The 26,162-nt window shown below is 34.9% G+C and carries 24 protein-coding genes; 5 read left to right on the top strand and 19 right to left on the bottom strand.

From position 1 onward, the window contains the following. Positions 1-34: 34 nt before the first annotated feature. From B0A80_RS11800 to B0A80_RS11775, 6 genes are all read right to left on the bottom strand, one after another. Positions 35-454, bottom strand: a complete 420-nt coding sequence (locus tag B0A80_RS11800; protein WP_089077396.1) for an OsmC family protein — start codon at positions 452-454, stop codon at positions 35-37. Positions 455-851: 397 nt separating this feature from the next. Further along, the gene (locus B0A80_RS11795) at positions 852-2,843 is read right to left on the bottom strand and encodes a DUF349 domain-containing protein (protein ID WP_070906673.1); all 1,992 of its coding nucleotides are present in this window, start codon (positions 2,841-2,843) and stop codon (positions 852-854) included. 352 nt (positions 2,844-3,195) lie between these two features. Then, positions 3,196-3,945, bottom strand: coding sequence for a shikimate dehydrogenase family protein (locus B0A80_RS11790; protein ID WP_070906672.1), 750 nt, complete (start codon positions 3,943-3,945; stop codon positions 3,196-3,198). Next, positions 3,945-5,342, bottom strand: a complete 1,398-nt coding sequence (locus tag B0A80_RS11785) for a tetratricopeptide repeat protein (RefSeq protein WP_017496517.1) — start codon at positions 5,340-5,342, stop codon at positions 3,945-3,947. The genes B0A80_RS11790 and B0A80_RS11785 overlap by 1 nt, the downstream gene beginning before the upstream one ends. A 208-nt stretch (positions 5,343-5,550) precedes the next feature. Further along, positions 5,551-6,747 (bottom strand): aspartate aminotransferase family protein, encoded by a 1,197-nt coding sequence (locus B0A80_RS11780; RefSeq protein WP_089077395.1) that lies wholly within the window; start codon positions 6,745-6,747, stop codon positions 5,551-5,553. A gap of 86 nt (positions 6,748-6,833) precedes the next feature. Then, positions 6,834-8,504, bottom strand: coding sequence for an OstA-like protein (locus B0A80_RS11775; protein ID WP_394364273.1), 1,671 nt, complete (start codon positions 8,502-8,504; stop codon positions 6,834-6,836). A 331-nt stretch (positions 8,505-8,835) separates the two neighbouring features. Between B0A80_RS11775 and B0A80_RS11770 the strand changes: the two genes are divergently transcribed. After that, entirely contained in the window at positions 8,836-10,707 is a 1,872-nt protein-coding gene (locus B0A80_RS11770) for an alpha-amylase family glycosyl hydrolase (RefSeq protein ID WP_089077406.1), read from the top strand. A gap of 387 nt (positions 10,708-11,094) precedes the next feature. On the opposite strand, the gene B0A80_RS11765 is transcribed toward B0A80_RS11770, so the two are convergent. The 7 genes from B0A80_RS11765 to rsfS form a co-directional block, all read right to left on the bottom strand. Next, positions 11,095-11,874 carry a superoxide dismutase gene (locus B0A80_RS11765; protein WP_089077393.1) on the bottom strand — a complete coding sequence of 260 codons (780 nt, stop codon included), beginning with the start codon at positions 11,872-11,874 and terminating at the stop codon, positions 11,095-11,097. Positions 11,875-11,882: 8 nt separating this feature from the next. Beyond that, on the bottom strand, positions 11,883-12,152 hold the full coding sequence (locus tag B0A80_RS11760; RefSeq protein ID WP_089077392.1) for an acyl-CoA-binding protein: 270 nt from the start codon (positions 12,150-12,152) through the stop codon (positions 11,883-11,885). Beyond that, positions 12,152-12,805 carry a phosphatidylserine decarboxylase family protein gene (locus B0A80_RS11755; protein WP_089077391.1) on the bottom strand — a complete coding sequence of 218 codons (654 nt, stop codon included), beginning with the start codon at positions 12,803-12,805 and terminating at the stop codon, positions 12,152-12,154. The genes B0A80_RS11760 and B0A80_RS11755 overlap by 1 nt, the downstream gene beginning before the upstream one ends. After that, a complete protein-coding gene (locus B0A80_RS11750) occupies positions 12,795-13,682 on the bottom strand; it encodes a phosphatidate cytidylyltransferase (protein ID WP_070906667.1) in 888 nt (295 codons plus the stop codon). The genes B0A80_RS11755 and B0A80_RS11750 overlap by 11 nt, the downstream gene beginning before the upstream one ends. Position 13,683: 1 nt before the next feature. After that, positions 13,684-14,289: a lactate utilization protein B/C gene (locus B0A80_RS11745; RefSeq protein ID WP_017496525.1), complete on the bottom strand. Its 606-nt coding sequence runs from the start codon at positions 14,287-14,289 to the stop codon at positions 13,684-13,686. Between the two features lie 114 nt (positions 14,290-14,403). Then, complete coding sequence (gene ftsH, locus B0A80_RS11740) at positions 14,404-16,329, bottom strand: ATP-dependent zinc metalloprotease FtsH (RefSeq protein ID WP_017496526.1); 1,926 nt, start codon at positions 16,327-16,329, stop codon at positions 14,404-14,406. 15 nt (positions 16,330-16,344) lie between these two features. Beyond that, on the bottom strand, positions 16,345-16,716 hold the full coding sequence (gene rsfS, locus B0A80_RS11735) for a ribosome silencing factor (RefSeq protein ID WP_017496527.1): 372 nt from the start codon (positions 16,714-16,716) through the stop codon (positions 16,345-16,347). A gap of 93 nt (positions 16,717-16,809) precedes the next feature. Here rsfS and B0A80_RS11730 point away from each other — a divergent pair, with 93 nt between their 5' ends. Further along, positions 16,810-17,538, top strand: coding sequence for a biotin--[acetyl-CoA-carboxylase] ligase (locus B0A80_RS11730; RefSeq protein ID WP_089077390.1), 729 nt, complete (start codon positions 16,810-16,812; stop codon positions 17,536-17,538). A 154-nt stretch (positions 17,539-17,692) separates the two neighbouring features. Here B0A80_RS11730 and B0A80_RS11725 read toward each other — a convergent pair whose 3' ends face one another. Both B0A80_RS11725 and pyrE read right to left on the bottom strand, forming a co-directional pair. Continuing rightward, entirely contained in the window at positions 17,693-18,085 is a 393-nt protein-coding gene (locus B0A80_RS11725) for an orotate phosphoribosyltransferase (RefSeq protein WP_070906664.1), read from the bottom strand. Between the two features lie 175 nt (positions 18,086-18,260). Then, positions 18,261-18,905 (bottom strand): orotate phosphoribosyltransferase, encoded by a 645-nt coding sequence (pyrE, locus tag B0A80_RS11720; protein WP_089077389.1) that lies wholly within the window; start codon positions 18,903-18,905, stop codon positions 18,261-18,263. Positions 18,906-18,912: 7 nt separating this feature from the next. On the opposite strand from pyrE, the gene B0A80_RS11715 reads away from it, so the two are divergent. Together B0A80_RS11715 and B0A80_RS11710 are read left to right on the top strand one after the other, a co-directional pair. After that, on the top strand, positions 18,913-19,521 hold the full coding sequence (locus tag B0A80_RS11715) for an NUDIX hydrolase (RefSeq protein ID WP_017496531.1): 609 nt from the start codon (positions 18,913-18,915) through the stop codon (positions 19,519-19,521). Positions 19,522-19,782: 261 nt separating this feature from the next. Further along, entirely contained in the window at positions 19,783-20,013 is a 231-nt protein-coding gene (locus tag B0A80_RS11710; RefSeq protein WP_070907128.1) for a DUF4287 domain-containing protein, read from the top strand. 123 nt (positions 20,014-20,136) lie between these two features. Here B0A80_RS11710 and B0A80_RS11705 read toward each other — a convergent pair whose 3' ends face one another. Next, on the bottom strand, positions 20,137-20,631 hold the full coding sequence (locus B0A80_RS11705; protein WP_017496533.1) for a hypothetical protein: 495 nt from the start codon (positions 20,629-20,631) through the stop codon (positions 20,137-20,139). Positions 20,632-21,424: 793 nt separating this feature from the next. On the opposite strand from B0A80_RS11705, the gene B0A80_RS11700 reads away from it, so the two are divergent. Continuing rightward, the gene (locus tag B0A80_RS11700) at positions 21,425-21,844 is read left to right on the top strand and encodes a helix-turn-helix domain-containing protein (protein WP_089077388.1); all 420 of its coding nucleotides are present in this window, start codon (positions 21,425-21,427) and stop codon (positions 21,842-21,844) included. Positions 21,845-22,015: 171 nt separating this feature from the next. On the opposite strand, the gene B0A80_RS11695 is transcribed toward B0A80_RS11700, so the two are convergent. The 3 genes from B0A80_RS11695 to pdxR all read right to left on the bottom strand — a co-directional run bounded on the left by B0A80_RS11695 (position 22,016) and on the right by pdxR (position 26,076). Further along, positions 22,016-22,507, bottom strand: a complete 492-nt coding sequence (locus B0A80_RS11695; protein WP_089077387.1) for a hypothetical protein — start codon at positions 22,505-22,507, stop codon at positions 22,016-22,018. A gap of 154 nt (positions 22,508-22,661) precedes the next feature. Further along, positions 22,662-24,389: a M14 family metallopeptidase gene (locus tag B0A80_RS11690; RefSeq protein WP_089077405.1), complete on the bottom strand. Its 1,728-nt coding sequence runs from the start codon at positions 24,387-24,389 to the stop codon at positions 22,662-22,664. Between the two features lie 274 nt (positions 24,390-24,663). Beyond that, a complete protein-coding gene (gene pdxR / locus B0A80_RS11685) occupies positions 24,664-26,076 on the bottom strand; it encodes a MocR-like pyridoxine biosynthesis transcription factor PdxR (protein WP_089077386.1) in 1,413 nt (470 codons plus the stop codon). Positions 26,077-26,162 lie beyond the last annotated feature (86 nt).

The following is a 26,162-nucleotide window of genomic DNA, read 5'->3' as shown; positions in this document are numbered from 1 at the left end:
AATTTGAGATTTGGAATTTATTTAAGTTTTAGTCTTAAGCGATTAGTGTAACAGACAATGTAATAGTAGTGTTTAAAAGTTTAGAAATCGGGCAGATTTCTTTTGCTTTTGCTGCTGTTTTTTCAAATTCCTCTGATGAAATGGATGGCACTTTTCCTTTTAGATCTAAATGAATCAAGGTGATAGAGCCGTCTTCAAAGGTTACTGTGGCTTCTGTGGTTAGATCATCGGCTGTGTAGCCACCTTCGTTTAGTAAAAAGCTTAATTGCATCGTAAAACAGCCGGAATGAGCTGCAGCAATAAGTTCTTCGGGATTTGTTCCAACGCCATCTGCAAATCTGGTTTTAAACGATAATTGAGCATTGTCTAATGTGGTACTTTGAGTACTTATGGTTCCTTTTCCTTCCATGCCTGTTCCTTTCCAGTTGGCATGTGCTTTTCTTGTAAATTTCATTGTGTTGTGATTTGAATTAATAATTTGTTTGTATTTTGTTGATTGTCAGTAAATAATGTATTTATCAAATATAATCAATATTTTACAGAATTGTTTTATGAAGTTGAATTGGAAATGTTAAGCTTAGGGGTTAGGTTTCAAGTTTCAAGTTGAAATAAGGTAAATGTTGGAGCGGATTTTACCGCAAAGCACGCAAGGTTTTTTTACTTAGATTGTATTGATAAAACGCAAAGTTCGCAAAGCCTTTTTTAGATAAAGCTTTGCGAACTTTGCGTTTTATTAAATCCCAATATATTAAAAAAACCTTGCGTGCTTTGCGGTTTAAAAAAAAACTGCAATAAATTTCTTCACTGCAGTTTCTGTATTTAGCTGGTTTTGTTTTTACTCAACCGGATAATTATTCCTGATTCAAGTTTCGCAATTGCTTTAGTTTTTCTTTCCAAACTTCTAAGCTTTCCTTGTGAATTGCAATGTTTTTGCGAACCTCAAGAACAATTGAGTTCTCTTTTTTAGCATTTTTTGTATTGGCAAAGAACTGAATGTTATTCTCCAATTGGAAAATTTCATTTTGAACTTCTTCAATCTTACGCATTAAGAAAATCTTTTCGTTGTCTAATTTACGAGTGTCATTACTGTCAGACAGAGAATCGATTCGGTTGGAGAAACGCATCATTTCAGTTTCTTTTTTGCTCAGACTTAGTTTTTCGAAAAGGGCATCTAAGATTTTATTGAATTTCCCTTCGATATGACGTCTTGCGAAAGGTACCTTTCCATAGCCTTTCCAGATCTCGATATGTGCTTTGATGGCATCCAGATCGGTTTTGTGATCACCGGTTAGCTGGTAAGCTCTCAAGATGTCTAAATATGCTTTTTTATTATCGAAAGCAGCTACTTCATCAACATTTTCCTCTGATTTGTGCTCTTTTAATTTATCAAAATAGTGATTGCAGGCATCTTTAAATTCTTTCCAGATTTTATCAGAATATTTTTTAGGAACGTGACCAATTTGTTTCCACTCTTCCTGAATTTGTTTCATGATTGGAGTAGTGGCGGTAAAATCAGTGCTTTCCTGTAGTTCTTTGGCTTTTGCTACAAGAGCCATTTTTTTGTTTAAATTGTCGTTTTGATCCTTTTTAATGTCTTTGTAAAATGAATTTTTAAAAGCATTAAAGTTTCTAACAGCAGTTTTAAACGCAGCCCAGGTTTCTTCATTCACTTCTGAAGGCACTTTGCCGGCAGCAAAAAACTCATTTCTTAGCGCTTCTACTTTCTGAATCTGTACCAGCCATTGGGAGTGAGAGTTTACCTTCTCGGTTCCTAAAACCTCAATTTTGGCAATGATCTCTTTTTTGATCTCGAGATTGTTTTGCTCGTTTGCTCTTTGGTTTTCAAACAAAACTTCTCTTTTGTCGTGAATTTTTTTAGTCAGTTCACTAAATCTGTTCCAGATCGTATCACGGTGTTCTTTAGAAACCGGTCCGATATCTTCTTTCCAGATTCTGTGTAGATCTTGTAATTCGCGGAATGCCTTGCTGATATCGGTTTCGTCAACCAATTCTTCAACACGGGCAACTATTTTCTGTTTTTGTTCCAGATTGTGTTTGAAATCCAAATCTCTCGCCTCACGATCCAGATGCAGGTAATCATAAAAATTCTCTACATGAAAATGGTAATTGTTCCAAACGTGATTGTATTTGTCTTTCGGAATTGCACCTGCATTCTTCCATCTTTCTCTTAAATCATTAAAATGTTTAAGTGTATCCTTGATGTTCTCCTGCGGATTGATAAGCTCTTTAAGCTCTTCAACGATGGCAAGTCTGTTGTCTAAATTTGATTTAAGATTAGTTTGTAAATGTTTAAAATGAGCATTTCTTTTTTCTCTAAAAACATTATAATACTCGTCGAATTTAGATTTTAAAGGAGAGTGGTATTCGAATTCTTCATTCGGATCTTGTTTTGAAGCATTGAATTCTTCTTTTTTCTCTTCTATAAAGTGATTGTATTGTAATAAAAACGACTTCTTGATTTCTTCGATATGATCTTTTACAGACATAACTTTGTCCGTATTAATCAGTTTTTTCAGTTCGTCAACAAGTGCATCCAAAGAAAAAGTATCATAATCCTGCATAGGAATTTCATGACGCTCTTTAAGCGTCTCATCTTCACTTTCTTCGGCATTCGAATTGGTTATGGCATCTAATGCAGTCTGATGATTGGCTTCGGTAGCTTCAACAGTACTTTCTGATTCAATCTCATCATTCGAAATTGTATTTTCGGGTACTGCATCAGTATCAGCCGTTTCGATTGCATTATTCTCAGTAGAATCGTTAATGTCGATTTCTAATTTTCCGTCTGCTTCTTGCAGGTTATCATTCTTTTCTTCTAACATTTTTAATGTATAAGGTTTTTATTTTAAAGAGAGCGAAAGATAGTAAAGGTGTTTCTAACTACAAAATAAATCGTTTGTTTATACGTTATTTTACAGTGAAATTCTTAATTATTGCTTTAATTTAAAGATATGATAAAGGCTTTTTTGGAGATTTCTTGAAGTTTATTTAAATTATGAATTGCTGAAATTTTTAGAAATTTAAAAGTAAAATGACACCGGAAGGCACCTTTCTTCGTTTTATTTTGATTTGAAATGGAGAAATAGGGTGGGTATTGTATAAAAAAAGTTAACCCGACAGGTTTTGACACTTGTCGGGTTAAATATTTAAAGTAATGTTCTGTTGTGGTCTTTTTTACTTATTCCAGATTTTCCATGCCTTTTCAGCCTGAAAAATAAGCATGTCGTAACCATTTTTTATTACAGCACCTTTTTCTTTCGCTCTTTTTAAAAATTCCGTTTCTGCCGGATTGTAAATTAGGTCGTAGGCAATATGTTTGTCTGTAAAGAACTCATATGGAATATCAGGACAAGCATCAGTGTCAGGTATTGTTCCAACAGGTGTACAGTTAATGATAATCTGAAAATTATCAAAAGTAGTAGCGTTAATTAAGTTGTAATCGATGATGTTATCTTTGGCTTCTCTTGAAACAAAAGTATAGAGTATGCCTAATTCATCAAGAGCAAACGCAACTCCCTTAGAAGCGCCTCCTGTTCCCAGAATCAGTGCTTTTTTATGATGAAGTTCAAGCAGCGGTTCTAACGATTTTTTAAAGCCGTAGTAATCGGTGTTGTATCCTTTTAATTTTCCGCTTTTGGTAAATTTAATAGTGTTTACGGCACCGATTAAGGCTGCTTTTTTTGAAAGTTTATCTAAGAATGGAATGACTTGTTCTTTGTACGGGATCGTAACATTTAAACCTTTCAAATCGGGATTGTTTTTCACCAATTCGGTGAAATAGTTAATTTCAGAGATGTCAAAATTTTCGTAGCTGTTGCCGGCAAAAACTTCATCACTGAATTTTTCTGTAAAATATCCTTTTGAAAAAGAGTAACTAATATTACGGCCCAACAAGCCAAAACGTCTTCTTAAAGTATCAATCATTATTGTTTTCTGTGTTTTTCAATGTAGTTTTTAACCGTTTTCTTTGACCAGACTACCGGGAATAAATCTTCGATTAGAATGTAATTGTCAAAGTTTAAACGTAAACCATTGCTTAAGTGAAATTTAGCTTTAGTGGTGTCCTGAGTCATAAAATACAAGCCGGCCAATCGGTATTCGATTTCGTTTTCTTCCGGAAAATATTCCGTCGCCTGTAATAAAGTTTGAATCGCACTGTCAAATTCTCCTAAAAACTGAAGAATGTCAACCCAGAATAACCAGGTATCCAGCGCATAATCTCCAAATTCTACTGCTTTTCTGTATCCAAATTCAGCCTCTTCAAAAAAGTTCATTTGTTTGTTGATGGTGGCGTAACGCTTCCAGTACAAACGATTCTGATTGTCGATTGCTAATGCTTTATTAACAAAGAACAGGGCTTTTTGAAAATTTTTCTGACGCATATGAAAGTCAGTAATGGCAATCCATCCTTTGTCTAAAAGCGGATCTTCATGTACGGTCTGATTGTAATATTGCAAGGCTTTTACCAAATTCCCTAGTTTTTCGTAGCATTTTCCAATGCGCAGTAAAGCATAGGAAGTTGCATCGTCTAACTCAATAGTACGGTTGTAGCTTTCGATTGCTTCATGGTATTTTTTTAGACGCTCGTAGGCTTTTGCTTTTTCCATAAAGGCACCAAGGAACTCATCGTCGATAAGTGTGGCATAATCAAAAGCGCGAATCGCGTTTTCGTATTCTTTTACCCCATAATGCAAACGCCCAAGCTGATGCCAGGCAATTTCGCTGTATGGATTTTTGTTGATGTAATCGTTTAGATAAACAATGGCTTCCTGATTTTGATCTAAAAATTCAAAACAATACACCACGTTATAAAGGGCAGACTGATCTTCTAAATCTTCTTCAAGACATTTGATGAAACTGTCTTTTGCCATCTCGAGGTTATCCATAAAAAGATATTCCATTCCAATCAAGTTGTAAACGTCTGCGTAGTCATCTGTAAATTGCAGGGCAATTTTAAGTAATTCTACCGCTTTTTCGTGTTGATCTCTTTTAGAACAGATATTCGCTTTCTGAATGTAAATTTCCTCGTTGTTAGGTTCGATTGCATACAGCTCATTTAAGAGTTTCTCGGCGATTTCCAGTTTATCGTCGTAAACCAACATTTCTACTTGTACTAATTTTAAGCCTGTAGATTTTGGGTGTTGGTCTAATGCAAGTTTCAGGGCCTTCTTTGCTAAATTAGCCTTACCTATGTCTAAATAATGAAGAATAATTTCTTCAAATTCTTCAGAATCAAAAAAGAGTACTTTGTTTGTTTTTAACATTGACTCAAATTTGGATAGGGATAGGTTATAATCTTCTTCTTCGTTGCTTAATTGCATACTGTCTTTATTTGAAATTAGCCTGTTATAAATTTAGGCAACCATATTATTGCTGTGCGGAAAGGAAATTAATTGTTTTGAACAATTTAATTAACAATATGGACAGAATCCCAATTCTGTTTTTAGTCCTAATCTTCTGATTTATGAGAAGATTAGGGAGTTGTTATTTTATCTGATGATAGGGATTTCCTATCCCGATTTGTTTTAATTAAACTTCTTGCTCCTTTTTCAGGATTTCATCCATAACGTTTAAGATTATGGCACAGCCTTCTTTGATTTCCTCTTCAGAAATTGTTAAAGGAGGTGTTATTCGTATCGCGCATCCTTCAAACAGCAACCAGAATAAAATGAGCCCTTTGTCCTGACAGTTCAAAATAACCTGATTGGTAATTTCGGCAGTTTCGGTCATGGCGGCAAGCATTAATCCTTTTCCTCTAACTTCCTTTATCAAAGGATGTACCAAAAGCGATCGGAAGAGTTTTTCTTTCTCTAAGGTCTCTTCCATTAGATTTGTTTCAGTTAATTCCTGCAAAGTAGCCAGACATGCTGACGCAATGACAGGATGACCTCCGAAAGTAGTGATGTGCCCCAATTTAGGATTTTCGGTCAACAGATCCATTTTTTCTGCCGATGCTGTAAAAGCACCTACCGGCATTCCGCCACCCATACCTTTTCCCATAACTACAATGTCGGGAATAACGTCATAGGTTTGAAAACCAAATAGTTTTCCCGTTCTCCCAAAACCAGGTTGAATTTCGTCAACGATCATCATAGCGCCAACTTCGTCACAGCGTTTTCTGACTTTTTGCAGAAAATTATCATGAGGCTCAATAAATCCGGCACCTCCCTGAATGGTTTCTAAAAGTATAGCCGCAGTTCTGGTTGTTATTTTTTGTAAATCTTCCTCGTTATTAAAGGTAATGAAATCAACATCGGGAAGAAGAGGTCTGAAGGCTTGTTTGCGTTCTTCAAAACCCATAACACTCATAGATCCCATAGTATTGCCATGATAAGCATTATGGCACGAAATAAGCTGACTGCGTCCTGTTGCTCGCTTAGCTAACTTCAAAGCTCCTTCGATCGCCTCTGTTCCTGAGTTTACCAGGTAAGTTTTGCTTAGTGATTCAGGCAGGAGTGAAGCCATGAGTTTGCAATACTCTACTGCCGGACTTTGCGAATATTCGCCATAAACCATTACATGCGAATACTTGTCCAATTGATCTTTAATCGCCTGATTGACTCTTGGATGCTGATGCCCAAGTGTACAAGCAGAAACGCCCGCCACAAAATCTAAATATTTTTTATCGTTAGTGTCATAGATATAGGAGCCAATAGCATGAGAAACCTCCATTCCTAAAGGGTATGGTGAAGTTTGTGCCTGGTATTTTATAAAGTCTGGATTCATTTTTTTTTGAGATTCTAAGTTGCTTAGTTTTTAAGGTTCTGAGTTTAGTCTCAGTTTACAGTTGGGTAAAAAACTGCGACTGAAAACTATTTTTTAGTCTTACTCTTAGCGTTTGTAGTGGTCTTTACTGCGGGTTTCTTTTTGCCGTAATCCAGGGTTTCTTTTCTTACTTTTAGAGGTACGTTTTTATCTTTAGCCTCTTCGTCTTTTCCTTCCTGAATTAATTTATCGTTCATTTCATTGTCTTCAGCCGTAAAAATATCGTCTTTCGACTTTATTCGTTCGTCGCCACGCCAGCGCAAGCCTTTTAATTTACGGGCGTTTTCAGGTAAATCGGCTTCGGGATATACGTCACCGTCGACTTTGTTAAAAAAGGTGATGGTTTCAATATCGTTATTTTCGATAATCAGGTTGATTTTACTGCTTACATTTTTATTGATTCCAATTAGCTCATTGTCATCATTTCGCATGTAATAGATTACCTCGGTGTTTTTGATAACGTCGACATCATGTAATTTTCCTTCCCTGAATTTTCCAAACAAATTGAGTCCCTTGACCTGATTGTAACCGGTTCCGAGTGTATCCCGCGAGACTATAAAGGTGTTGTTGAGAACTTTTAAGGAATCTAGTTTTTTAGTGTTTTTATCACCAATAAGATGCATGACATCTCCTGTGATTTGGCTTTCTCCGTTCCAAAGAATCGGGTTGCCAATTAGTTTTGTCAAAGCGGTCTTGGAATTGGAATGGATAGAGTCACATTTCCCACTCATGTCTATTTTGTAAAAACGTACATTGTTGTAAGCTCTTAAAATACGTTCACCTTCTTTTCCGGTAACCATCAGTTTTTTTCCGTGAATATAAACCGAATCTTTTTCAACCAGATTAATGGCTACGGCTCTTTTGGTTACAAACATCGAATCTTTGAGTTTGTAAATTTCGGCATAATGGCCTTTTACAATACCGCGATTGATAGAGTCCGTGATTTTTACATTTCGGGTGGCAGAGGCAAATTCGATATTTCGATTATAGTATAAACTGTCTCCTTCTATGAGGCGATCATCGTATTTGATGTAAGATTTCCGTAAAAAATGTGCAAGATTTTTCTTGGTGTCATAAAAACCCCTTTCCGTATAAATATAATTGGATTTACTGGTAATGGTTGAAGGACCAAGTAAATAAGAGTGTCCTGAGTTACTGTAGTAATCTAAATGATTGGATTTAATCACATATTTTGGATTGGTAATCGTAACTGCAGTCAGGAACTGAAACTTTTTCTCGGACACAAAATACCTTCCTGATTTACTAACCAATGTATTGTCTTTGTTGATGATAGTTCCTTTGGTGTTGTAAAATACCTGCTGAATATTTCGGTCAAAGTTTATCGTATCCGTACTTAAAGTGGCATCGGGCGAACTCATGACAGCGTCACCGGTCGCAAAAGCTTTTTTTACATTACCACTGTATTCTGCATATTTACTGTTTAGAAATAAGGTGTCACCTTGTACCAATTGCACATTTCCAAAAGCTTTAAGATAATTTTCTTTTTGAAAGAAATAAGCTTTATTACAGGTGAGTACAACCCCGTCATGATTCACTTTTACATTTCCGGTAAGCAGTAAAGCACCCGGTATTTCGTTTTCGTTGATTTCTTGAAAATCAGCATTTTCAACAATTATTGTTTTAGGTTTTTGAGCAAAAAGATCTTGTGCATTTAAAAAAAGCAAACAAAAGGATATGAAAAATAGTAATTTCTTCAATGGATTAAATTTTTGTCAAATTTATGAAAAAGGTTATAACCTTTATGGATATTAAGATTAATTTATTAATACGGATTTTTTGAATGGATGGATAGGTTTTAATGAAAAATTCTAAATCAATTTGATGAAAAAATGTTCATTTGGTTTTGAGTTTAATTTATCAACAAAACGGAGTACTCTTACGTTGTAGTTGATGATTTTGTACTTCTATCCAAACAAAAAAGATTTTTAGGTTTCCGTGAATTTAAAAATTAGTCTAAATTTAGGAAATGGTTTTCAGAATCAGGAATATTATTTCCGATTTGGAGATCAATCTGATTATAGCGTAAATATGATAAATAAGAATTTTTTTGTTGCGGGACTTGCTGTGGTTCTGCTGTTTTCGGCATGTAAAACCAAAGATGTAAAAATGAATACAAGTAAAGAAAAGACTCCTAAAGAGAATAAAATTGTGGTCTATCAGGTTTTTACGCGTTTATTTGGAAATAAAAATACCACTAATAAGCCGTGGGGGACGATCGGGGAAAATGGTGTTGGAAAATTTAATGATTTTACAGACAAAGCGCTGCATGAAATTAAGGATTTAGGTGTTACCCATATTTGGTATACAGGTGTTCCGCATCATGCATTGGTGGGGGATTATAAGGCGTATGGAATTTCAGATGATGATCCGGAAGTGGTAAAAGGCCGTGCAGGATCTCCGTATGCTGTAAAAGATTATTATAATGTAAATCCAGATTTAGCGGTGAATCCGGCAAACAGATTGCAGGAGTTTGAAGCGTTAATCGGACGTACGCACAAAGCCGGACTAAAGCTGATTATTGATATTGTACCCAATCATATTGCAAGAAAATATGAAGGTAAAAGTAATCCGGCGGGAGTAAGAGATTTTGGAGCCGATGATGATGTGAGTATGGAATATAAACGAGATAACAATTTTTACTATATCCCAAACAATCATTTTGAAATACCGAGCGGAGATATTCCGTTAAATGGAGAGAAAAATGTACTTGTAGACGGGGTATTTAATGAAAATCCTGCAAAATGGACTGGAAATGGTTCTAGAAAAGCGAAGCCTGACCAAAACGACTGGTATGAAACGGTGAAAGTAAATTATGGAATTCGTCCTGACGGTTCAAAGGATTTTATGGAACTTCCTGCGGGATTTGATCAAAAAACGTATCAGGAACATTTTGCTTTTTGGCAGGATAAAGACGTTCCGGATTCCTGGAAAAAGTTTAGGTCTATTGCTTTGTATTGGATTGACAAAGGGGTAGATGGTTTCCGTTATGATATGGCGGAGATGGTACCCTACGAATTTTGGAGTTATATGAATTCGGCAATTAAGATGAAAAATCCAAATACCTTTTTATTGGCAGAAGTTTACAATCCAAAGGAATATCGCAATTATATTCGTTTGGGGAAAATGGACTATCTCTATGATAAAGTGGAAACTTATGATAAGCTGAAAGATATTATTCGCGGAAAATCACTGCCGGATGGATTATCGGATATTCAGAAAGGAATGGAAGATATTGAGCATAATATGCTGCATTTTTTAGACAATCATGACGAGCAGCGATTAGCTAGCCCTGAATTTGCTGGAACTCCCGAACGTGGAAAACCGTTAATGGTGGTTTCTGCGACAATTAGTACGGCTCCAACTATGGTTTACTTTGGACAGGAAGTAGGTGAGGCAGCAAATGAGAATGCCGGTTTTGGAACGCGTTCCAGAACATCGATATTTGATTATATTGGAGTGCCAAATCATCAACGTTGGATGAATGAAGGGAAGTTTGATGGCGGGCAGCTTTCGGATTCAGAAAAGAAGCTGCGTGATTTTTATAAGAAATTGCTAAATTTCTCCCTTAAAAGCGCTGCTTTAATGGGAAGTTTTCAGGAAATTCAAAGTGTAAATCGTCAAAATAATAGAGGTTACGACGATTTAATTTATTCGTATGTACGTTGGTCAGAGGATCAAAAACTGATCATCGTGACTAATTTTTCTTCCGAAAAAACAAGTGAGTTTGATTTGAAAGTTCCTTCGGATATTATTTCAAAATGGAACTTAAGAGATGGAGTTTATGATATTAAGGATCAATTGTACGAGAAGAGTATTGTGCAGTTAAAAGTAAATAATGCAGAAGGAGTTGTGAGGGTGAAAATAATGCCTTCGGAGTCATTTATTTTTGAATTGAAGTAGTGCGGAAACTTCTAAAAAAAGGCTGAAAGCCTTTAAAGCATCAGAATAGTGCAACGCACTATGGGGGAAATTAAAATTGATTGTTACCCTGAAAGGGTAAAAGCAAATACACACAAAGTTTGTTTTTTTTCTGCAAAGAGACAGATTGTATATTTTTAAATGAATTGTTGTAGAGTAAATTTGTTAAGAACGGTTTACTGAAGATTAATCTTTCGCCCTTACAGGGCTAAATAGTTTGTTTTCTTACTTCATAGTGCTTTGCACTATGTTGTTGCTTAAGCTCTTTCAGAGCAGATTTTAAACAAGAATATCTTCTATGTAATTTGATCTGTTTATTAGATATAAAAAAAGCTGATACTTAAAATGTAGTATCAGCTTTTTTATGATTTATACTTTTTTTACTTTTTTCAAAGCTTCGATGTAATTTTCGTTTACTTTTTCCCAGTTAATATGCTGATAAAAAGCATCAATATAACTTCCTTTTCTGTTTTGGTAATCCAGATAGTAAGCATGTTCCCAAAGATCGATTCCTAAAATTGGAGTTCCGGGAATCAGGGCGTTTTTCATTAAAGGATTGTCCTGATTGTCAGTAGTTGTTATTTGAAGTTTTCCAGCTTTGTCGACAATCAGCCAAACCCATCCGGATCCGAATTGTTTGGTTGCCTGACCTTTGAACTGGCTGGTTAGATTGCTTAAAGAACCAAACTCTTTATTGATCGAACCCGCTAAAGTGTCTTTTGGAGTTTGTTCTTTTGGCGTCAGAATATTAAAATAAAGTGTATGATTGTAGTATCCACCTGCATTTTGACGAAGCTTGGCATTGCTAAGATCCATTTTTTTAAGAATATCTTCAATAGGCAGATTTTCAAACTCCGTATTTACAATTTCTTTATTGAAATTGTTGGTATAAGTTAAATAATGTTTTGAATAATGTGTTTCCAGAGTAAGAGTTCTTATTGCAGGAGCCAAAGCATCATAAGAAAATGGCAGTTTTGTCAATTCAAAAGAACCTGGATCTGCTTTTACATCATTTGGAGATCCAATGGTGATTTTTTCTTCTTTTGTCGGCAAAGGAACCTCTACAACTTCGGTTAACTTATTGTCATTACATGAAAATAATAGAAAAAATGAAGTCAAAATGCTAAAACGAGTAATGTTTTTCTTCATAATGTTAGTTATTTTGATGTTAGTGAATTAATGATTGTGATATAGTTTTCTTTGGCCTCCTCAGCTGTAAGATGACTTATTTGCATCCAGGCATTTGTTTTGAAAGCATTTCGTAAATCAAAATTATCGGATTGATTGTACACAGCTGTTCCAAAAGTTGCTTGTTTGTAATAGGCATAAAGTCTCAACTGCACGTCTTGCGGCAGTGTAGCCTGAGTCATTTTTAAAGCGGTCTCAACGGCCTCTGAAAAACGAGTATCTAAATCTTTTTCAGTCATTAAGCTTTTGTAGCGATGATGGTTTTTCCACCAATTGCTTTTTGGTTTAATACTACATTGATTGGAGTACCTAAAGGTAAAAATAAATCTACTCTTGAACCAAATTTTATAAATCCGGCATCTGTACCCTGAACAACCTGCATTCCTTCTTTAGCGTAATTTACAATTCTACGTGCCAAAGCTCCTGCAATTTGTCTGTACAATACCTGTCCAAAAGTTTCGTTTTCGATTACAACTGTTGTTCTTTCGTTTTCTTCGCTTGCTTTTGGATGCCAGGCAACTAAAAACTTTCCAGGGTGGTATTTGCTAAATTTGATAATGCCGTCCATTGCGTAACGCGTTACGTGTACATTAATTGGTGACATGAAGATAGATACCTGAAGACGTTTGTCTTTAAAAAACTCTCCTTCGTACACTTCTTCGATAACCACAACTTTCCCGTCTACAGGAGCAAGAATATGATCGCTGTTTCTGATTGCGATTCTTTTTGGATTTCTAAAAAATTGCAGAATGATAATTAATACTAATAAACCAGCTAGCTGAACTAATATTCTTAGCCAATTGATATCAATGAATTTTTCAGCAATTAAAAGTACAGCTACTGCGAAAACAGTACCTAACAAAATGGATGGGCCTCCTTCTTTATGAAACATAATATAAAATTTGATAAAATAAAAATATAATTGGTGCTACAAATATAACACTATCTAGTCGATCTAATACGCCTCCGTGACCCGGCATAATGGAACCGCTGTCTTTTACTCCGGCAACTCTTTTGAATTTGGATTCAATTAAATCCCCAATAGTTCCGAAGATACTAACGATTAAAGCAATAATCATCCAGATAAGAATGGATTTAGTACTGAAATCTGCTTTTGGCTGTATGTATAATTTTGAGATTAAAAATCCGGCAAAGGCAGCAAAAACTACTCCGCCAAGGAAACCTTCAATTGTTTTTTTAGGTGAAATACGCTCAAACAATTTATGTTTTCCCATTGATTTTCCAACTAAATAGGCAAAGGTGTCATTGGTCCAGATTAAAACGAATAATCCGATGATGATTTTTGGATTGTAATCTTTGATACCAAATGAAATTTTAGTGATAAAAAGGAAAGGGAGTGTTACATATCCAAGTAAATAAATGTATTTGGATGTTTTACTGATGATTTGTGTGTCGTCAAATAAAAAAACAATACATTTTACGGATACAATTAAGGTAATGATGAGCAGTGCCGAAAAAAGCTTTTCGGTATCCACCGTAATTATAATATTCTCTTTAAATGTTTTGCTAATATAGTTTTCAGTTTCAGTTTTGTAAAAACTGATTAAAGCAACTGCGCTATAAAACAGGGAAACAAATAAAATGGAAAAAACTTTATTGATCCCAACTAAATTACAGAATTCATAAGTGGCTATAATCAGAAAGATGCCAAAAAGAATAATAAAGCTTTCGGTAGAAAACAGAATAGAAGTTAGTAATAAAGCGATATAAACAGCACCAGAAATGGTTCTCTTGAGTGTTTCGTTCATCTTAAAGATCTTCTAAGAGCAATAAATACAAGTTTTTGGCAACACTTCCGTATTGTGTAAAATCTTCTTCTTTTGCTTTTTCGAAATATTTTATTGTGGTAATATTAGTAGGGTAGTCTCTTTCGTACTTGCGTTTGATCGCGCTTAGACCATCGCTTTTGATGGAAAGTATCTGACTTGTTGTAGCAATAATAACAATGTTTGCAGGCAATTCGTTTGGTTTGTCCTGTCTGATTTGTTTAGATGAGAATAAAATAGAACCTTCGTCAGCAATCAGATTCTCACAAGTGGCAAGTAAAAATTTTGGGTTTCTAGGAGAAAGATAAAGCAGTTTATTTTCTTCAAGCAAACTAAAAAGAGCAGGTTCATAACACAAAACTTCGTTTTCGAACCAGTCGTTTTCTTCTAAAATGTTTTCAAATTGTTCTGCAACCTCCTGTTTGTTTTCGCAATACAAGAACTTACCTCCATTTTTTTTGAAATTAAAAATGAATCTTTCATCGATAGATAAATGACTGTCAGGAGCTTGGTTTGCCCCGTATTCACTTTCATGTTCTTCATCAGAAGCTGGCTCGCTGGAACCAAATATTTTTTTGAAAAAATTCATTTTATATGAAATACTTTACATGTTAATTGAAAACGTTCAAAGATAAAAAAATCTTAATTCAAAAGGGTGTTTTGAATTAAGATTTTAAAAAATATTACATATTTACTGAATTATCTATGAAACCACTTCTTCTAAATTTTTATCAAAAGTGCGTTTTCCGAAGATAGCTTCTAAGTCATCTTTAAAAATAACTTCTTTTTCAATTAATATGTCAGCTAGTTGATTTAGCTTGTCTTTATTTTCTTCAAGAATTTCAATGGCTCGTTGGTACTGACCTTCAATTAATTCTGAGATTTCTTTGTCAATGATTTTTGCAGTTTCGTCAGAATATGGTTTTGAAAAATTGTATTCGCTTTGACCGCTTGAATCGTAATACGTAACATTTCCAATTTTATCATTCAATCCATAGATCGTTACCATAGCACGAGCCTGACGTGTAACTTTTTCTAAATCGCTTAATGCTCCGGTTGAAATTCTGTCAAAAGTTACTTTTTCAGCAGCTCTTCCGCCCATAGTAGCACACATTTCGTCTAACATTTGATCGGTTCTGACGATTTGCCTTTCTTCCGGTAAGTACCAGGCTGCTCCTAAACTTTGTCCGCGAGGAACAATCGTTACTTTGATTAGCGGTGCAGCATGCTCTAACATCCAGCTTACGGTAGCGTGACCAGCTTCGTGAATAGCAATAGCTCTTTTTTCTTCCGGTGTAATGATTTTGTTTTTCTTTTCAAGTCCCCCAATAATTCTGTCCACAGCATCAAGGAAATCTTGTTTGTCTACTGCCGTTTTATTGTTACGGGCAGCAATAAGGGCAGCCTCGTTACAAACATTAGCAATATCGGCACCAGAGAAACCAGGAGTTTGTTTGGCTAAGAAATCAAGATCAAGACCTTCTACTTTTTTGATAGGTGCTAAGTGAACTGCAAAAATTTCAGCTCTTTCACGAATGTCCGGTAAGTCAACAAAGATTTGTCTGTCGAAACGTCCTGCACGCATTAAAGCTTTGTCAAGTACATCGGCTCTGTTGGTTGCAGCTAGAACAATTACGTTAGAGTTGGTACCAAAACCGTCCATTTCTGTTAGTAATTGGTTCAATGTGTTTTCTCTTTCGTCATTTCCGCCTGACATATTGCTTTTTCCTCTTGCTCTACCAACAGCATCAATTTCGTCGATAAAGATAATAGCGGGAGATTTTTCTTTGGCTTGTTTGAATAAATCACGTACACGTGAAGCACCAACACCTACGAACATTTCAACGAAATCAGAACCTGATAAAGAGAAGAACGGAACCTGAGCTTCACCTGCAACTGCTTTTGCCAATAATGTTTTACCTGTTCCCGGAGGTCCTACTAATAAGGCTCCTTTTGGAATTTTACCTCCAAGATTAGTGTATTTTTCAGGGTTTTTTAAGAATTCTACAATTTCTTGTATTTCTTCTTTTGCACCTTCTAAACCAGCCACATCTTTGAATGTAGTTTTAATATCGGTTTTCTCATCAAACAACTTAGCTTTCGATTTTCCAATGTTGAAAATTTGTCCGCCACCGCCACCGGCGCCACCTGACATTTTGCGCATAATGAAAATCCATACACCAATAATGATGATGATTGGTAGCAGACTGATTAAAATGTCGCTCCAGTTGTTTTTCTGTAAGAAATTAAAATCTTTCAGTTTACCTTCGCCAACTGCTTTTTCAAGCTTTGTCTGGAAGATTTGATCGTTACCAATTTCTAAAGTATAATGAGGACCTTTATTTGGTCTGTCAAAAATATCTTTAGCTACTTTTTTATTAGCCGCGTCTTTAAGAGCCGCAGCGTTTAAATATACTTCAGCTTCAGCTTTGTTATAAACGATTACTTTTTCAATTTGCCCTTTTTCTAATAAAGTATTGAATTTAGAAGAAGTTAATTGAGCAGGTTCGCTTAAGTTTGATCCACCGGTTGCAAAACTTATAAATAAAAAAACCAGAAGTATTGCAGTGTATATTAACCAGGGACTTATTTTAAATTTACTCGGATTTGGATTATTATCTTTAGCCATTAGAAGAAATTTTCTTTAGTATTTGTTTTCGATTGTAGTTATTTTGGCATCACCCCAAAGGCTTTCGATGTTGTAATATTCTCGAATGTGTTTTTGGAAAACATGCACTACAATGTGTACATAGTCCATAAGAACCCATTCCGCATTATCGGTTCCTTCTACATGCCAGGGTTTATCCTTTAAATCTTTTGATACAGTTTTTTGAATTGAATTTACAATGGCATTAACTTGGGTATTTGAACTTCCGTTGCAAATGACAAAATAGTCACAAACTGCAGTGTCTATTTCTCTTAAGTCAAGAATATCGATATCATTTCCTTTTACTTCTTCAATCCCTTTGATTATGTTCGCCAATAGAACATCATTATTAACAGTCTTTTTCGCCATGAATTATTTTATATGAATTTGTAAAGTTACCAAATTTTGTGATTATTTTTGAACCTTAACAAAATATTAAATTAAGTTATTTAAATTACTTAAATGAAACTAATCAAACTCGATGCCATAGATTCTACAAACGATTTCCTTAAATCATTGTCTAGTCAGGATGAACTGGAAAATTTTACTGTAGTGACGGCTGAAAATCAGACAAAAGGCAAGGGGCAGATGGGGGCTAAGTGGCAATCTGAGGTGGGTAAAAACTTAATTATGAGTGTTTTGGTGAAAGATTTTGTCTTTAATAATGAGCATGTTTTTAACCTTAGCCTTATAGTGTCTTTAAGTGTAATCGAGGTGCTAAAATCCTTAAATATTCCTGATTTAAGTATAAAATGGCCAAACGACATTATGTCATATAATAAGAAAATTGGTGGCATACTTATTGAAAATACCCTCAAAAGTGATGGCAGGATTGTGTCAGTTGTTGGGTTGGGCTTAAATGTCAATCAGACTAATTTTGATGAACTTCCAAATGCCTCTTCATTGGCAGTGATTTCGGGTAGTAGTTTTGAGAAAGAACTTTTACCTTATTTGATTGTCGAGAAAATGAAAGAGATGATAGGAGCATGGGAAGTTAATTCTAAACATTTATGGTCTGTTTATTTTAATTCATTGTTCCGAAAAGGTGTTCCAATGCCATTCAAAAACCTCGAGAATCAAAACTTTATGGGAATCATTCAAGGAGTGTCACCTGTAGGCAGGATTCAAATTCTGTTGGAAGATGATTCTGTTTCAGAGTTTGATATTAAGGAGATTCAGATGCTTTATTAGAAGGGTCTGGGGTTCTGAGTTGCTAAGATTCTAAGGTTTTTTTAGAGGTTCAAAGGTTTGGAGGTTTAGAGGTTTTTTGGGAAATAAAAAATAAAAAAGCCTGATCGTTAAATCAGGCTTTCATTTATAATTCACAATTAATAATTAATCATTATTAAAGTTTAGTCATATTGTTTGCTAAAGTTTCGATGAACTTGCTGATTGGGCCTTTGATCATCATAGCCATCATAGCATTGAATTCGCCTTCAAAAAACAATTGAACGGCACTTTCTGAACCAGAAACACTGTCAATATTTGAAGTTAAGGTAAATGGAAGTTTATCGCTCGCAGCTCCTAGAACAATTTTGTTTGGTGCGGTTTTATCTTTCATTTTAAGTTTTATTTCCGGCATGCCTTTCAATCCAAAAATAAAAGCGTCTTCGCCAATTACTTCAAATTTAGCAATATTATCCGGCATTAATTTTTCGAAATTCTTTACGTCAGTCAATAAGTCAAATAAATCCTGAGCTGATTTCTGAACGGTAACTTTTGGACTTTCTAAGTTCATATATTAATTTGTTTTTTTTAATTTTTATTTAACCGCAAAGGGCGCTATGGATTTTGATTTTCTTTGTGTTTACAAACGCAAAGTTCGCAAAGCTGGATTTTTTAATAAGTTCCAATTTGTAAAGTCCAAATTCCAAAAGAAGCGCAGCGACTTTTAGAAAATCTAAAATCTAAAATTACTCCTGTCCCCAGGTTGATGGACTCACGTTCCATTCTTGCAGGGTAGACTGTTGTTCTTCGCTGATGTATTGTTTTTGAACCGCCAAATCCAGTAAGTTTTCGTAATTACTTAAGGTATACAAATCGATATTGGCATTTTTAAAGTTTTCTTCGGCAACATTAAAGCCATAGGTGAAAATGGCGGCCATTCCTTTAATATTAGCTCCTTCATTGCGTAAAGCTTCCACAGCCATCAAACTACTGTTACCGGTACTGATTAAATCTTCTACTACCACAACATTTTGACCTTTTTGTAAAAAACCTTCTACCTGATTTTGTCTTCCGTGTTTTTTAGCTTCAGGACGCACATATACGAAAGGTAATCCAAGGCTTTCGGCCACAAGAATTCCAACTCCAATTGCTCCGGTAGCAACTCCGGCAATGACATCCGGTTTTCCAAATTGTTTTTCTATATTTTTCGCAAATTCATCACGAACGTAGTTTCGGATGCTTGGAAATGAAAGAATTAACCTATTATCACAATAAATAGGAGATTTCCAACCTGAAGCCCATGTAAAAGGATTTTCGGGATTCAATTTAATTGCATTTATTTGCAAAAGCAATTCGGCTGTTTTTTCGGCAGTATCTTTATTAAAAATCATAGTACAAATGTATAAAGTTTTTGTGAACGACAAACCACTTTTTTTGACAAATGAAATCTCGAGAGAGACTAATTTTCAATTATTCTTGTTAGAGAGTATTGATATCGAGCAGCTTATAGTGAAAATCTTTCAAAATAAAATTCAAAAAGCTTATTTGTATCATCCTGACGAAAAGGAGATTATGAAGACCTTAAAGGCAAAAATTCCTGTAAGTAAAGCTGGTGGAGGTTTTGTGTACAATAAAAGAGGCGAGGTTTTATTTATCTTCAGAAATGGAAAGTGGGATTTGCCTAAGGGCGGAATCGAGAAGGGGGAAGAAATTGAGGCTACGGCTATTCGTGAGGTGGAAGAAGAAACAGGTGTGAGCCAGCTTCGTATTACCAATAAACTTCAAAAAACGTATCATGTTTTTAAGCGTAACGGAAAATACAAACTCAAAATCACGCATTGGTTTGAAATGCATACAGACTTTGAAGGGATTCCTCATGGTCAGGCTGAAGAAGGTATCGAAAAAGTGGCCTGGTTAAATCCGGAACAAATAAAAGAAGCTTTGAAAAACTCTTACGAAAACATTAAGCTGTTATTTGAAGAGGAAAGTGAAATTAAAGTAGAGTAAGGGAAAAAATACTACCTCATCATTTCCTGATAATTTTTTACCCCTTTTAATTAGGCGTGCCATCATCCTGATAAGAGAGGAGGGCACTACAGCCTATATGTTCTCTTATTGAGATGCTGTAGGATTATGCGAGCCACTTCACTGGTAGAGTTCTATTCGCTACTTATAGTTGTTTTTACAGTAAAAGCTAAGAATAATCTTGGTAATGTTTTGATTTTAATTGTATTTTCGTTTGTCGATGAATCAATTAAACGAACTTTTATGTCATTTCAAGCGTATTTAAAAACAATCAAAGAAAAAACGGGCAATGGTCCGGCCGAATTTAGGGCTTTGGCAGAACAAAAAGCATTTACTCACGAAGGAAAACTCAAGCCTGAAGTAAAAGCCGGAGATATTGTAAACTGGCTTAAAGCAGATTTTGAATTAGGGCAAGGTCATGCAATGGCAATTTATGCTTTACTAAAAGGTATTAAAGACGAAAATAGCCAGTAAAAGGTTTAGCTATTACAGAAGTAAAAGTTGAAATTTGAATTTTTGCTCGTGAAGCCGTTCTTTTTTTAAGGTTTTAAACTTTGAAATAAACGTGTTCACGAGCAGAATTTTGGTAATTGTTTATTATTCAAACTGATAGAAAGCGTCGTCGATTAGGTACTCAATTTTTAAGAATTTATGAGTGAGTTCTGTAATCTCTTCCTGAAAGTTCTCGGAATTTAATGTTACCCAGCCTTCCATTAGGGTTAACGGGCCATGATTTGTAGTTACATTTGGCCAGATTTCTTCGTACTTTTTAAACGATTTTCTGAAGACTTCGGCAAATTTTCGACTCTCAATAGTATAAACTTTAAATTTTCTAAGCTTTAAAGCGTGGATGTTGTACATCATTCTTTGTTTTTCGATACCAGAGTCATTAACCCAAATTGAAAAGAAAATTCGTGATTCGGCTGTCAGTGCTTCCTGCGGATTGGTTGACCATGATCTTTTGTACAGTTTTAGGAATACGGAGTCTAAGTATAGACCAACTGCAACTTCGATTGATTTTTCGTCTAATGTTTTTTGATCGAGACGGTCGGCGGCTTTTTGAAAGCCCTCGAGATAAAAAGAGGTATTCATTATGGTTTTTGGTTTAAATTGGTTTAATGGTATGGTTATAGTTTTAACAAATATAAATGAACTGTTGGATAATCTGAATGTTTTTTGATTAATCAGGATCAACCATCAATGCTTAAAACTTCTTGTTTTAGAAGAATCTTAGCAATAATGTGGTGTAAAGGGGGATAAATGAAGTGTAAATAGTATTAAGCTCTATAGTAGCGAAAGTCCCGTCTCAACGAGAAAATATTTTCGAAGTTTTGTGTGGTGTTTTCGTTTAAGATGAGTTGTTCTCTCTAAAAAAATACTTTGTGTTTGTTTGCTTTTGCCCTTTCAGGGCGGGATTTACTTTTTATTTAATTTGCAGTGCGTTGCACTGCGCTGTTGCTTTTTGGGCTTTCAGCCCGTTTTTTTATAATCTTTCATCTGGAAGAATTTTATGTAATGGTTTTGGTGTGAAGCGTATGATTTTAAGTTTTCATGTTATTTTTGATTTTTTTTGCTCTGAAAGAGCTTTAGCAATAGCTTAGTGCGAAGCACTAAGAATGAATAATGATTTTTTGGGTTAAGCCCTGAAAGGGCGATAGACTATTCGCAAACAAAAAAATTATCATATGTTATGGATTTTTTACTAAGAAAGTCAGCTTTTTTTAGAATCTGTATAATTTTTCATTTTTAACTATTTCATGTCTCAAAAATCGTACTTTTGTTTGATATCCAAATCAATAGTAAAAGCATCTAAATTGTATCATACATAGTAAAATATGTTTTTTACATTATTGATTGTAATGATTGTTAATATTATCTTTGAATTATGAGCACATTATCAAAACCAAACCACATAGGACGAAAAATTAGCCGAATTCGTGAACTGAGAGACATGAAACAGGAAGCGTTGGCACAGGCTTTAGGAACCAACCAACAGGCAATTTCAATTTTGGAGAATAGTGAAACGATAGACGATGAGAAACTTGCTCCAATTGCAAAAGCTTTGGGAGTAACTGTTGAAGCGCTTAAAAATTTTTCAGACGAAGCAGCAATTAATTATTTTAATAATTTTTACGATAATAGTGCAAAAGGACAGATACTAAATAATTCTTGTACTAATCTCACTTTTAATCCTTTGGAAAAGTTAATTGATGCTTATGAAGAAAATAAAAAACTATACGAACGTTTGGTTCAGGCCGAAAAAGAAAAAGTTGAGTTTTTAGAAAAGATATTGAAGGATAAATAGTTTTTCTTTCCATAATTTAAAAAAGCCTAATAAAATTTCTTTTTATTAGGCTTTTATATTTCTGTTGAGTTTATTTTTCGCTAGTGCGAGTTTCCCGCTCGTGACCTCTTTGTGTTGATTTAAATTGCATTTATGAGCGGGACGCTCCCGTTACACAGGAGTGTTTATTTTCTAGATTTTATTTGTCAATTGTTGTATTAATTCATAATACAATTTTTTCAGATTATTTTGTGCAGAATCTGTTTTTCCATTTTCATTTTGAAATATTGACTGATTTGATCTAATTGTTCGGCGATACACTTGATAGTAATTATCTACCATGCTGATCTCTTCTTTTAATTCAGGAACAAATTTTAAAAGAAGTGGCTTTATGCTTTGAAATTTACTTATTAGAATGCATGCTTCTTCATAGTATTCCCATTTTAGCTTATTAACTTCATCAATATTAAGAATATTAGAAATTGGCTTTCCAGGGATAGTAAACAAAACATTATATTTATATCTTAATGATAAAAATTGAGAATGTACTGAAGAAATTTGATCGATAAGACTGAGTAATATTTCTCTGTTTTTTTGTAGTTTATTATAATAAAATGTAATGGCTCCACCAATAATACTTATTATGAACAGTTCAAGCAGGATTTTAATTATTTCGTCTTTCATAATTTTTAAGATTTTCTAAGAATGGTTTGTAATAAATATTTAATGGTTACTACTTTTAAAATTAGCTTTGCGATCTCAGCGTTTTCTCAACGTAATCAAAATCAAAAAAAACTTAACGTACTTTGCGTAAAAAAAATCAACACAATCAAAAAAACTACAAAACCCGATAAACAGGATACTGCAAATGTGCCTTTTCATAATAGGCCGAATGTTTATAAATCCAGTCTAACTGTACTTCCGGATTTTTAGCAAATTCTGGATCAGTTTGTTTTTTATTTTCCAGTTCGGCTTTTAAAGTTGTGTTTTCTTTTAGGAGTTTAGCAGCGGTATCTTCAAAAATATAATTGGAATAGTGCTCTTTTTGCTGTAAAATAGTATCAAAGAAATTCCAGTTGAAAAACGAATCAAATCCTTCTGGTTCAAAGGCTTCTAAGATGTATTTTACACCTTTTTGATTGGTTGGAATGATGTAATCTCCTTTGGCGAAAGCCATTTTAACAATTTTAGAAGTTACCGTTGTATTTCGGTGTAAATAGTGTCCTTCGTATGCAGATGGAACGGTTTTAAAATCGGCAATTTTATAACTTTCTACTTCAATAATAGTATCGTTTTTAAGTTGGGTAAACGAAATGTTATTGTTCTTTAAAAGGTCAATAATATTCCAATAACCACGTGGTATGATATAAGCAGAAGGTATAACAACCTCTTTTACTGATTTGAATTCTTTGATATAAGGAACCTCTTTTTTATATGGTTTGCTTCGATCGTAGTACAAGCGATCTCCGGTTGTAGCCTCGCTTTTTTTGTAAGCTGCTTCATAACCCAAGAAAGAAAAGGTGGTGGCTTTTGTACTGTCCAGCTCCCATTTTATAGTATAGTTTTTCTTAGCTTGATATTGTTCCAGGTTTTTTACTCGGAGTTCCTTGATTTTTTGGTAATTGGCATCAGTGTAATCTAAAGTAGATTTGGTGTATTCGTAAGTCATTTTTACACGTTCGGCATATTTTTTCAGCATGTGTGTTTCAACCACAAAACCAATGGTGTTAAATAATGAAGTATAACCCGTTGTATATCGTGGACTATCTACAAACTGACCAAAACCTTTGTCAGGGGTGTCTTTAAATGAATCTACGTATGGTGTTGTTTCAATTTTCTTTTGTTGTAGATCTTTGACCAGAGCCGGCATCATTTCGCTATTCATAAAATCACCCAACACGGTTCCCAGTTTGTTGTGCTGTGTCATGATATAGGTTAATTTGTATTGATAATCAGAGCCGTTACTCACGTGATTGTCAATAAAAACGTCGGGATTTATTTTCTGAAAAATCTCAACAAAACTTTTGGTGTTTCGCGTATCTGATTTCATTAAATCACGATTGAGGTCGTAGTTGCGGGCATTTCCTCTGAAACCATAAATTTCCGGACCATCCTGATTGGCTCTTGTGGTCGAATTTCGGTTCAAAGCGCCGCCAATATTGTAAACCGGAATCGTAACCAATATGGTATTTTTCGGGGCTTTTATTTTTCCTGTTGCCAGATCTCTGTAGAATTGCATGGTGGCATCGATTCCATCAGGTTCTCCGGCATGAATGCCATTATTGATAAAAAGCACTGCTTTGTTCTTTTGAATTTTCTCAAAATCAAATTCTTTTTCAGGATTGTAAGTGATCATGTGTAATGGCTCACCGGAATCAGTTAGCCCCATTTCTTTAATTTGGATGGTCGCAAAATCACGTGCTAAAAGTTTATAATACTGAATCGTTTCTTGATAAGAAGCGGACTGATTTCCGTTTCCTTTTTCGAAGAAAGTTTCGTATTTTTTATTGTTTTGAGCGAAAAGGGTTAGAGTGAAAAGTGAAAAGAGAAATGTAAAAAGTTTCATGGTTTTGGTTTTGTTAGCAAGAATCAAATATAGGTTTTTTGTTTCAGGTTTTGGGTTTCAAGTTTTAGGTTTTAGGTTTTGAATGAGGGTAAAAAGATTAACCGCAAGGCACGCTAAGTTTTTTACTATCCGGGATTTTATGAAAACGCTAAGTTCGCAAAGCTTTGTGACAGATTTAACGAACTTTGCGTAAACCTTTGCATCTTTGCAGTAAAGTCTGCGCAAAGTTTAATCGCATTTCTACCTGAAACTTGGAACTTGAAACAAACAAAACTCACAACAGCTTAGCAAGCTCAACGATTCCGTCTTCAATTTGTTTTTCAGTTAAGGAGGCATAACCAAGTCTGAATCCTTGCACAGGTTTATTAAAACTGAATTTCTCAGGTGTTATTATTTTGATCCCTTTTAACAGCAGTTTGTCCGCAATTTCAGAAATATTAACTGGCGAGTTGGGAATTATCCAAAATGCCAGGCCTCCTTCGGGTTTGGTAAAAGTGGTTTTGTCTTTGAGGTATTTGTTGCAAATCGTTTCAAAATAGTCGCGTTTTGCTTTGTAAATAAGGGTTGTTCGTTTAAGGTGCCTTTTAATCTCGCCTTCGTTTATGAGCTGTAAAACGGCTTCTTCCATAATGTTATCACCTTGTACATCAATTATTTTTCGGTGTTTGCCCACTTTTAAAATGGTTTTGCGATCACTTACCAAATATCCGATTCGTAAGGCTGGTGCAACAATTTTGCTCAATGTTCCAATGTAAACCGTGTTTTTGGCATTGCTGTAACTTGAAATAGGAAGAATAGGTCTTTGTCCGAAATGAAATTCATGATCGTAATCGTCTTCGATAATGGTAAAACCGTATTGATTGGACAATTCGATGAGTTTTAATCTTCGTTTGAGACTCAGGGTAACCGTAGTTGGAAATTGATGATGCGGTGTTACGTATATGGCTTTTATGTTGCTGAACTTTTTCAGATAAGCTTCGACCTCATCAATCAGCAAGCCGTCTTTGTCGACATTTATTGGCAGTAATTTAGCTCCACTGCTTTGAAATGTTTCCCAAGCGGCCTGATACCCCGGGTTTTCGACCATTACGTAATCGTCTTTTGATAATAAACAGTTGGAGGTTAGGTACATTGCCATCTGGCTTCCACGTGTGATGCAAATTTGGTCCGGAGTGACATTCATTCCTCTTTTAAAATTGAGCATCTGTACAATGGCTTTACGAAATTCCAGATTTCCGTACTCGGTACTGTATCCCATGATCTGCCAACGCGATTTTCGGTTAAAAATCTGTCGGTAAGCTCTGGCGAGTTCGTTCATTGGTGCAATTCGACTATCGGGGATTCCATCATCAAAAACAATAAGAGGCTGTTTTTCTTCCTCAGTATAATTTGGTTTTTGCTTTTGAGCGATGTTTTTGGAAGCCAATGGCAGAATATCGGCTACGAAAGTTCCTTTCCTTTCCAATGTAATGAGCCAGCCTTCGGCAATTAAAACGTCTAAAGCTTCAATAACAGTATTTCGGTTCACTTTTAGTAAGCCTGCAAGCTGCCGGCTGCCGGGCAGTGCATTACCGCTGTTGAGCATTCCGGTTTGAATGGCTTCGATGATTGCATCAGCGATTTGCAGATAAATGGCTTTTGCATCATTTGCGTTGAGTTGAATTTCTAATTGCCAAGGTCGTAACATCTGGACTATTTGTTTATGTTAAAACTGTATCAGTTGAGTAGTCCAAAGTTAAGATAATTTTGTGGAGCAATAATGCAAAACACAAT

It is taken from the genome of Flavobacterium tructae, assembly GCF_002217475.1.
Classification (GTDB): Bacteria; Bacteroidota; Bacteroidia; order Flavobacteriales; family Flavobacteriaceae; genus Flavobacterium; species Flavobacterium tructae.
The sequence above is the reverse complement of the archived record's forward strand: the minus strand, read 5'-3'. Positions and strand labels throughout refer to the sequence as shown.

Bases quoted from the DNA above. Each gene is read 5' to 3' on its own strand.
- B0A80_RS11800 (WP_089077396.1), bottom strand. From the start codon at position 454: ATGAAATTTACAAGAAAAGCACATGCCAACTGGAAAGGAACAGGCATG.
- B0A80_RS11795 (WP_070906673.1), bottom strand. From the start codon at position 2,843: ATGTTAGAAGAAAAGAATGATAACCTGCAAGAAGCAGACGGAAAATTA.
- B0A80_RS11790 (WP_070906672.1), bottom strand. From the start codon at position 3,945: ATGATTGATACTTTAAGAAGACGTTTTGGCTTGTTGGGCCGTAATATT.
- B0A80_RS11785 (WP_017496517.1), bottom strand. From the start codon at position 5,342: ATGCAATTAAGCAACGAAGAAGAAGATTATAACCTATCCCTATCCAAA.
- B0A80_RS11780 (WP_089077395.1), bottom strand. From the start codon at position 6,747: ATGAATCCAGACTTTATAAAATACCAGGCACAAACTTCACCATACCCT.
- B0A80_RS11770 (WP_089077406.1), top strand. From the start codon at position 8,836: ATGATAAATAAGAATTTTTTTGTTGCGGGACTTGCTGTGGTTCTGCTG.
- B0A80_RS11765 (WP_089077393.1), bottom strand. From the start codon at position 11,874: ATGAAGAAAAACATTACTCGTTTTAGCATTTTGACTTCATTTTTTCTA.
- B0A80_RS11760 (WP_089077392.1), bottom strand. From the start codon at position 12,152: ATGACTGAAAAAGATTTAGATACTCGTTTTTCAGAGGCCGTTGAGACC.
- B0A80_RS11755 (WP_089077391.1), bottom strand. From the start codon at position 12,805: ATGTTTCATAAAGAAGGAGGCCCATCCATTTTGTTAGGTACTGTTTTC.
- B0A80_RS11750 (WP_070906667.1), bottom strand. From the start codon at position 13,682: ATGAACGAAACACTCAAGAGAACCATTTCTGGTGCTGTTTATATCGCT.
- B0A80_RS11745 (WP_017496525.1), bottom strand. From the start codon at position 14,289: ATGAATTTTTTCAAAAAAATATTTGGTTCCAGCGAGCCAGCTTCTGAT.
- ftsH (WP_017496526.1), bottom strand. From the start codon at position 16,329: ATGGCTAAAGATAATAATCCAAATCCGAGTAAATTTAAAATAAGTCCC.
- rsfS (WP_017496527.1), bottom strand. From the start codon at position 16,716: ATGGCGAAAAAGACTGTTAATAATGATGTTCTATTGGCGAACATAATC.
- B0A80_RS11730 (WP_089077390.1), top strand. From the start codon at position 16,810: ATGAAACTAATCAAACTCGATGCCATAGATTCTACAAACGATTTCCTT.
- B0A80_RS11725 (WP_070906664.1), bottom strand. From the start codon at position 18,085: ATGAACTTAGAAAGTCCAAAAGTTACCGTTCAGAAATCAGCTCAGGAT.
- pyrE (WP_089077389.1), bottom strand. From the start codon at position 18,905: ATGATTTTTAATAAAGATACTGCCGAAAAAACAGCCGAATTGCTTTTG.
- B0A80_RS11715 (WP_017496531.1), top strand. From the start codon at position 18,913: ATGTATAAAGTTTTTGTGAACGACAAACCACTTTTTTTGACAAATGAA.
- B0A80_RS11710 (WP_070907128.1), top strand. From the start codon at position 19,783: ATGTCATTTCAAGCGTATTTAAAAACAATCAAAGAAAAAACGGGCAAT.
- B0A80_RS11705 (WP_017496533.1), bottom strand. From the start codon at position 20,631: ATGAATACCTCTTTTTATCTCGAGGGCTTTCAAAAAGCCGCCGACCGT.
- B0A80_RS11700 (WP_089077388.1), top strand. From the start codon at position 21,425: ATGAGCACATTATCAAAACCAAACCACATAGGACGAAAAATTAGCCGA.
- B0A80_RS11695 (WP_089077387.1), bottom strand. From the start codon at position 22,507: ATGAAAGACGAAATAATTAAAATCCTGCTTGAACTGTTCATAATAAGT.
- B0A80_RS11690 (WP_089077405.1), bottom strand. From the start codon at position 24,389: ATGAAACTTTTTACATTTCTCTTTTCACTTTTCACTCTAACCCTTTTC.
- pdxR (WP_089077386.1), bottom strand. From the start codon at position 26,076: ATGTTACGACCTTGGCAATTAGAAATTCAACTCAACGCAAATGATGCA.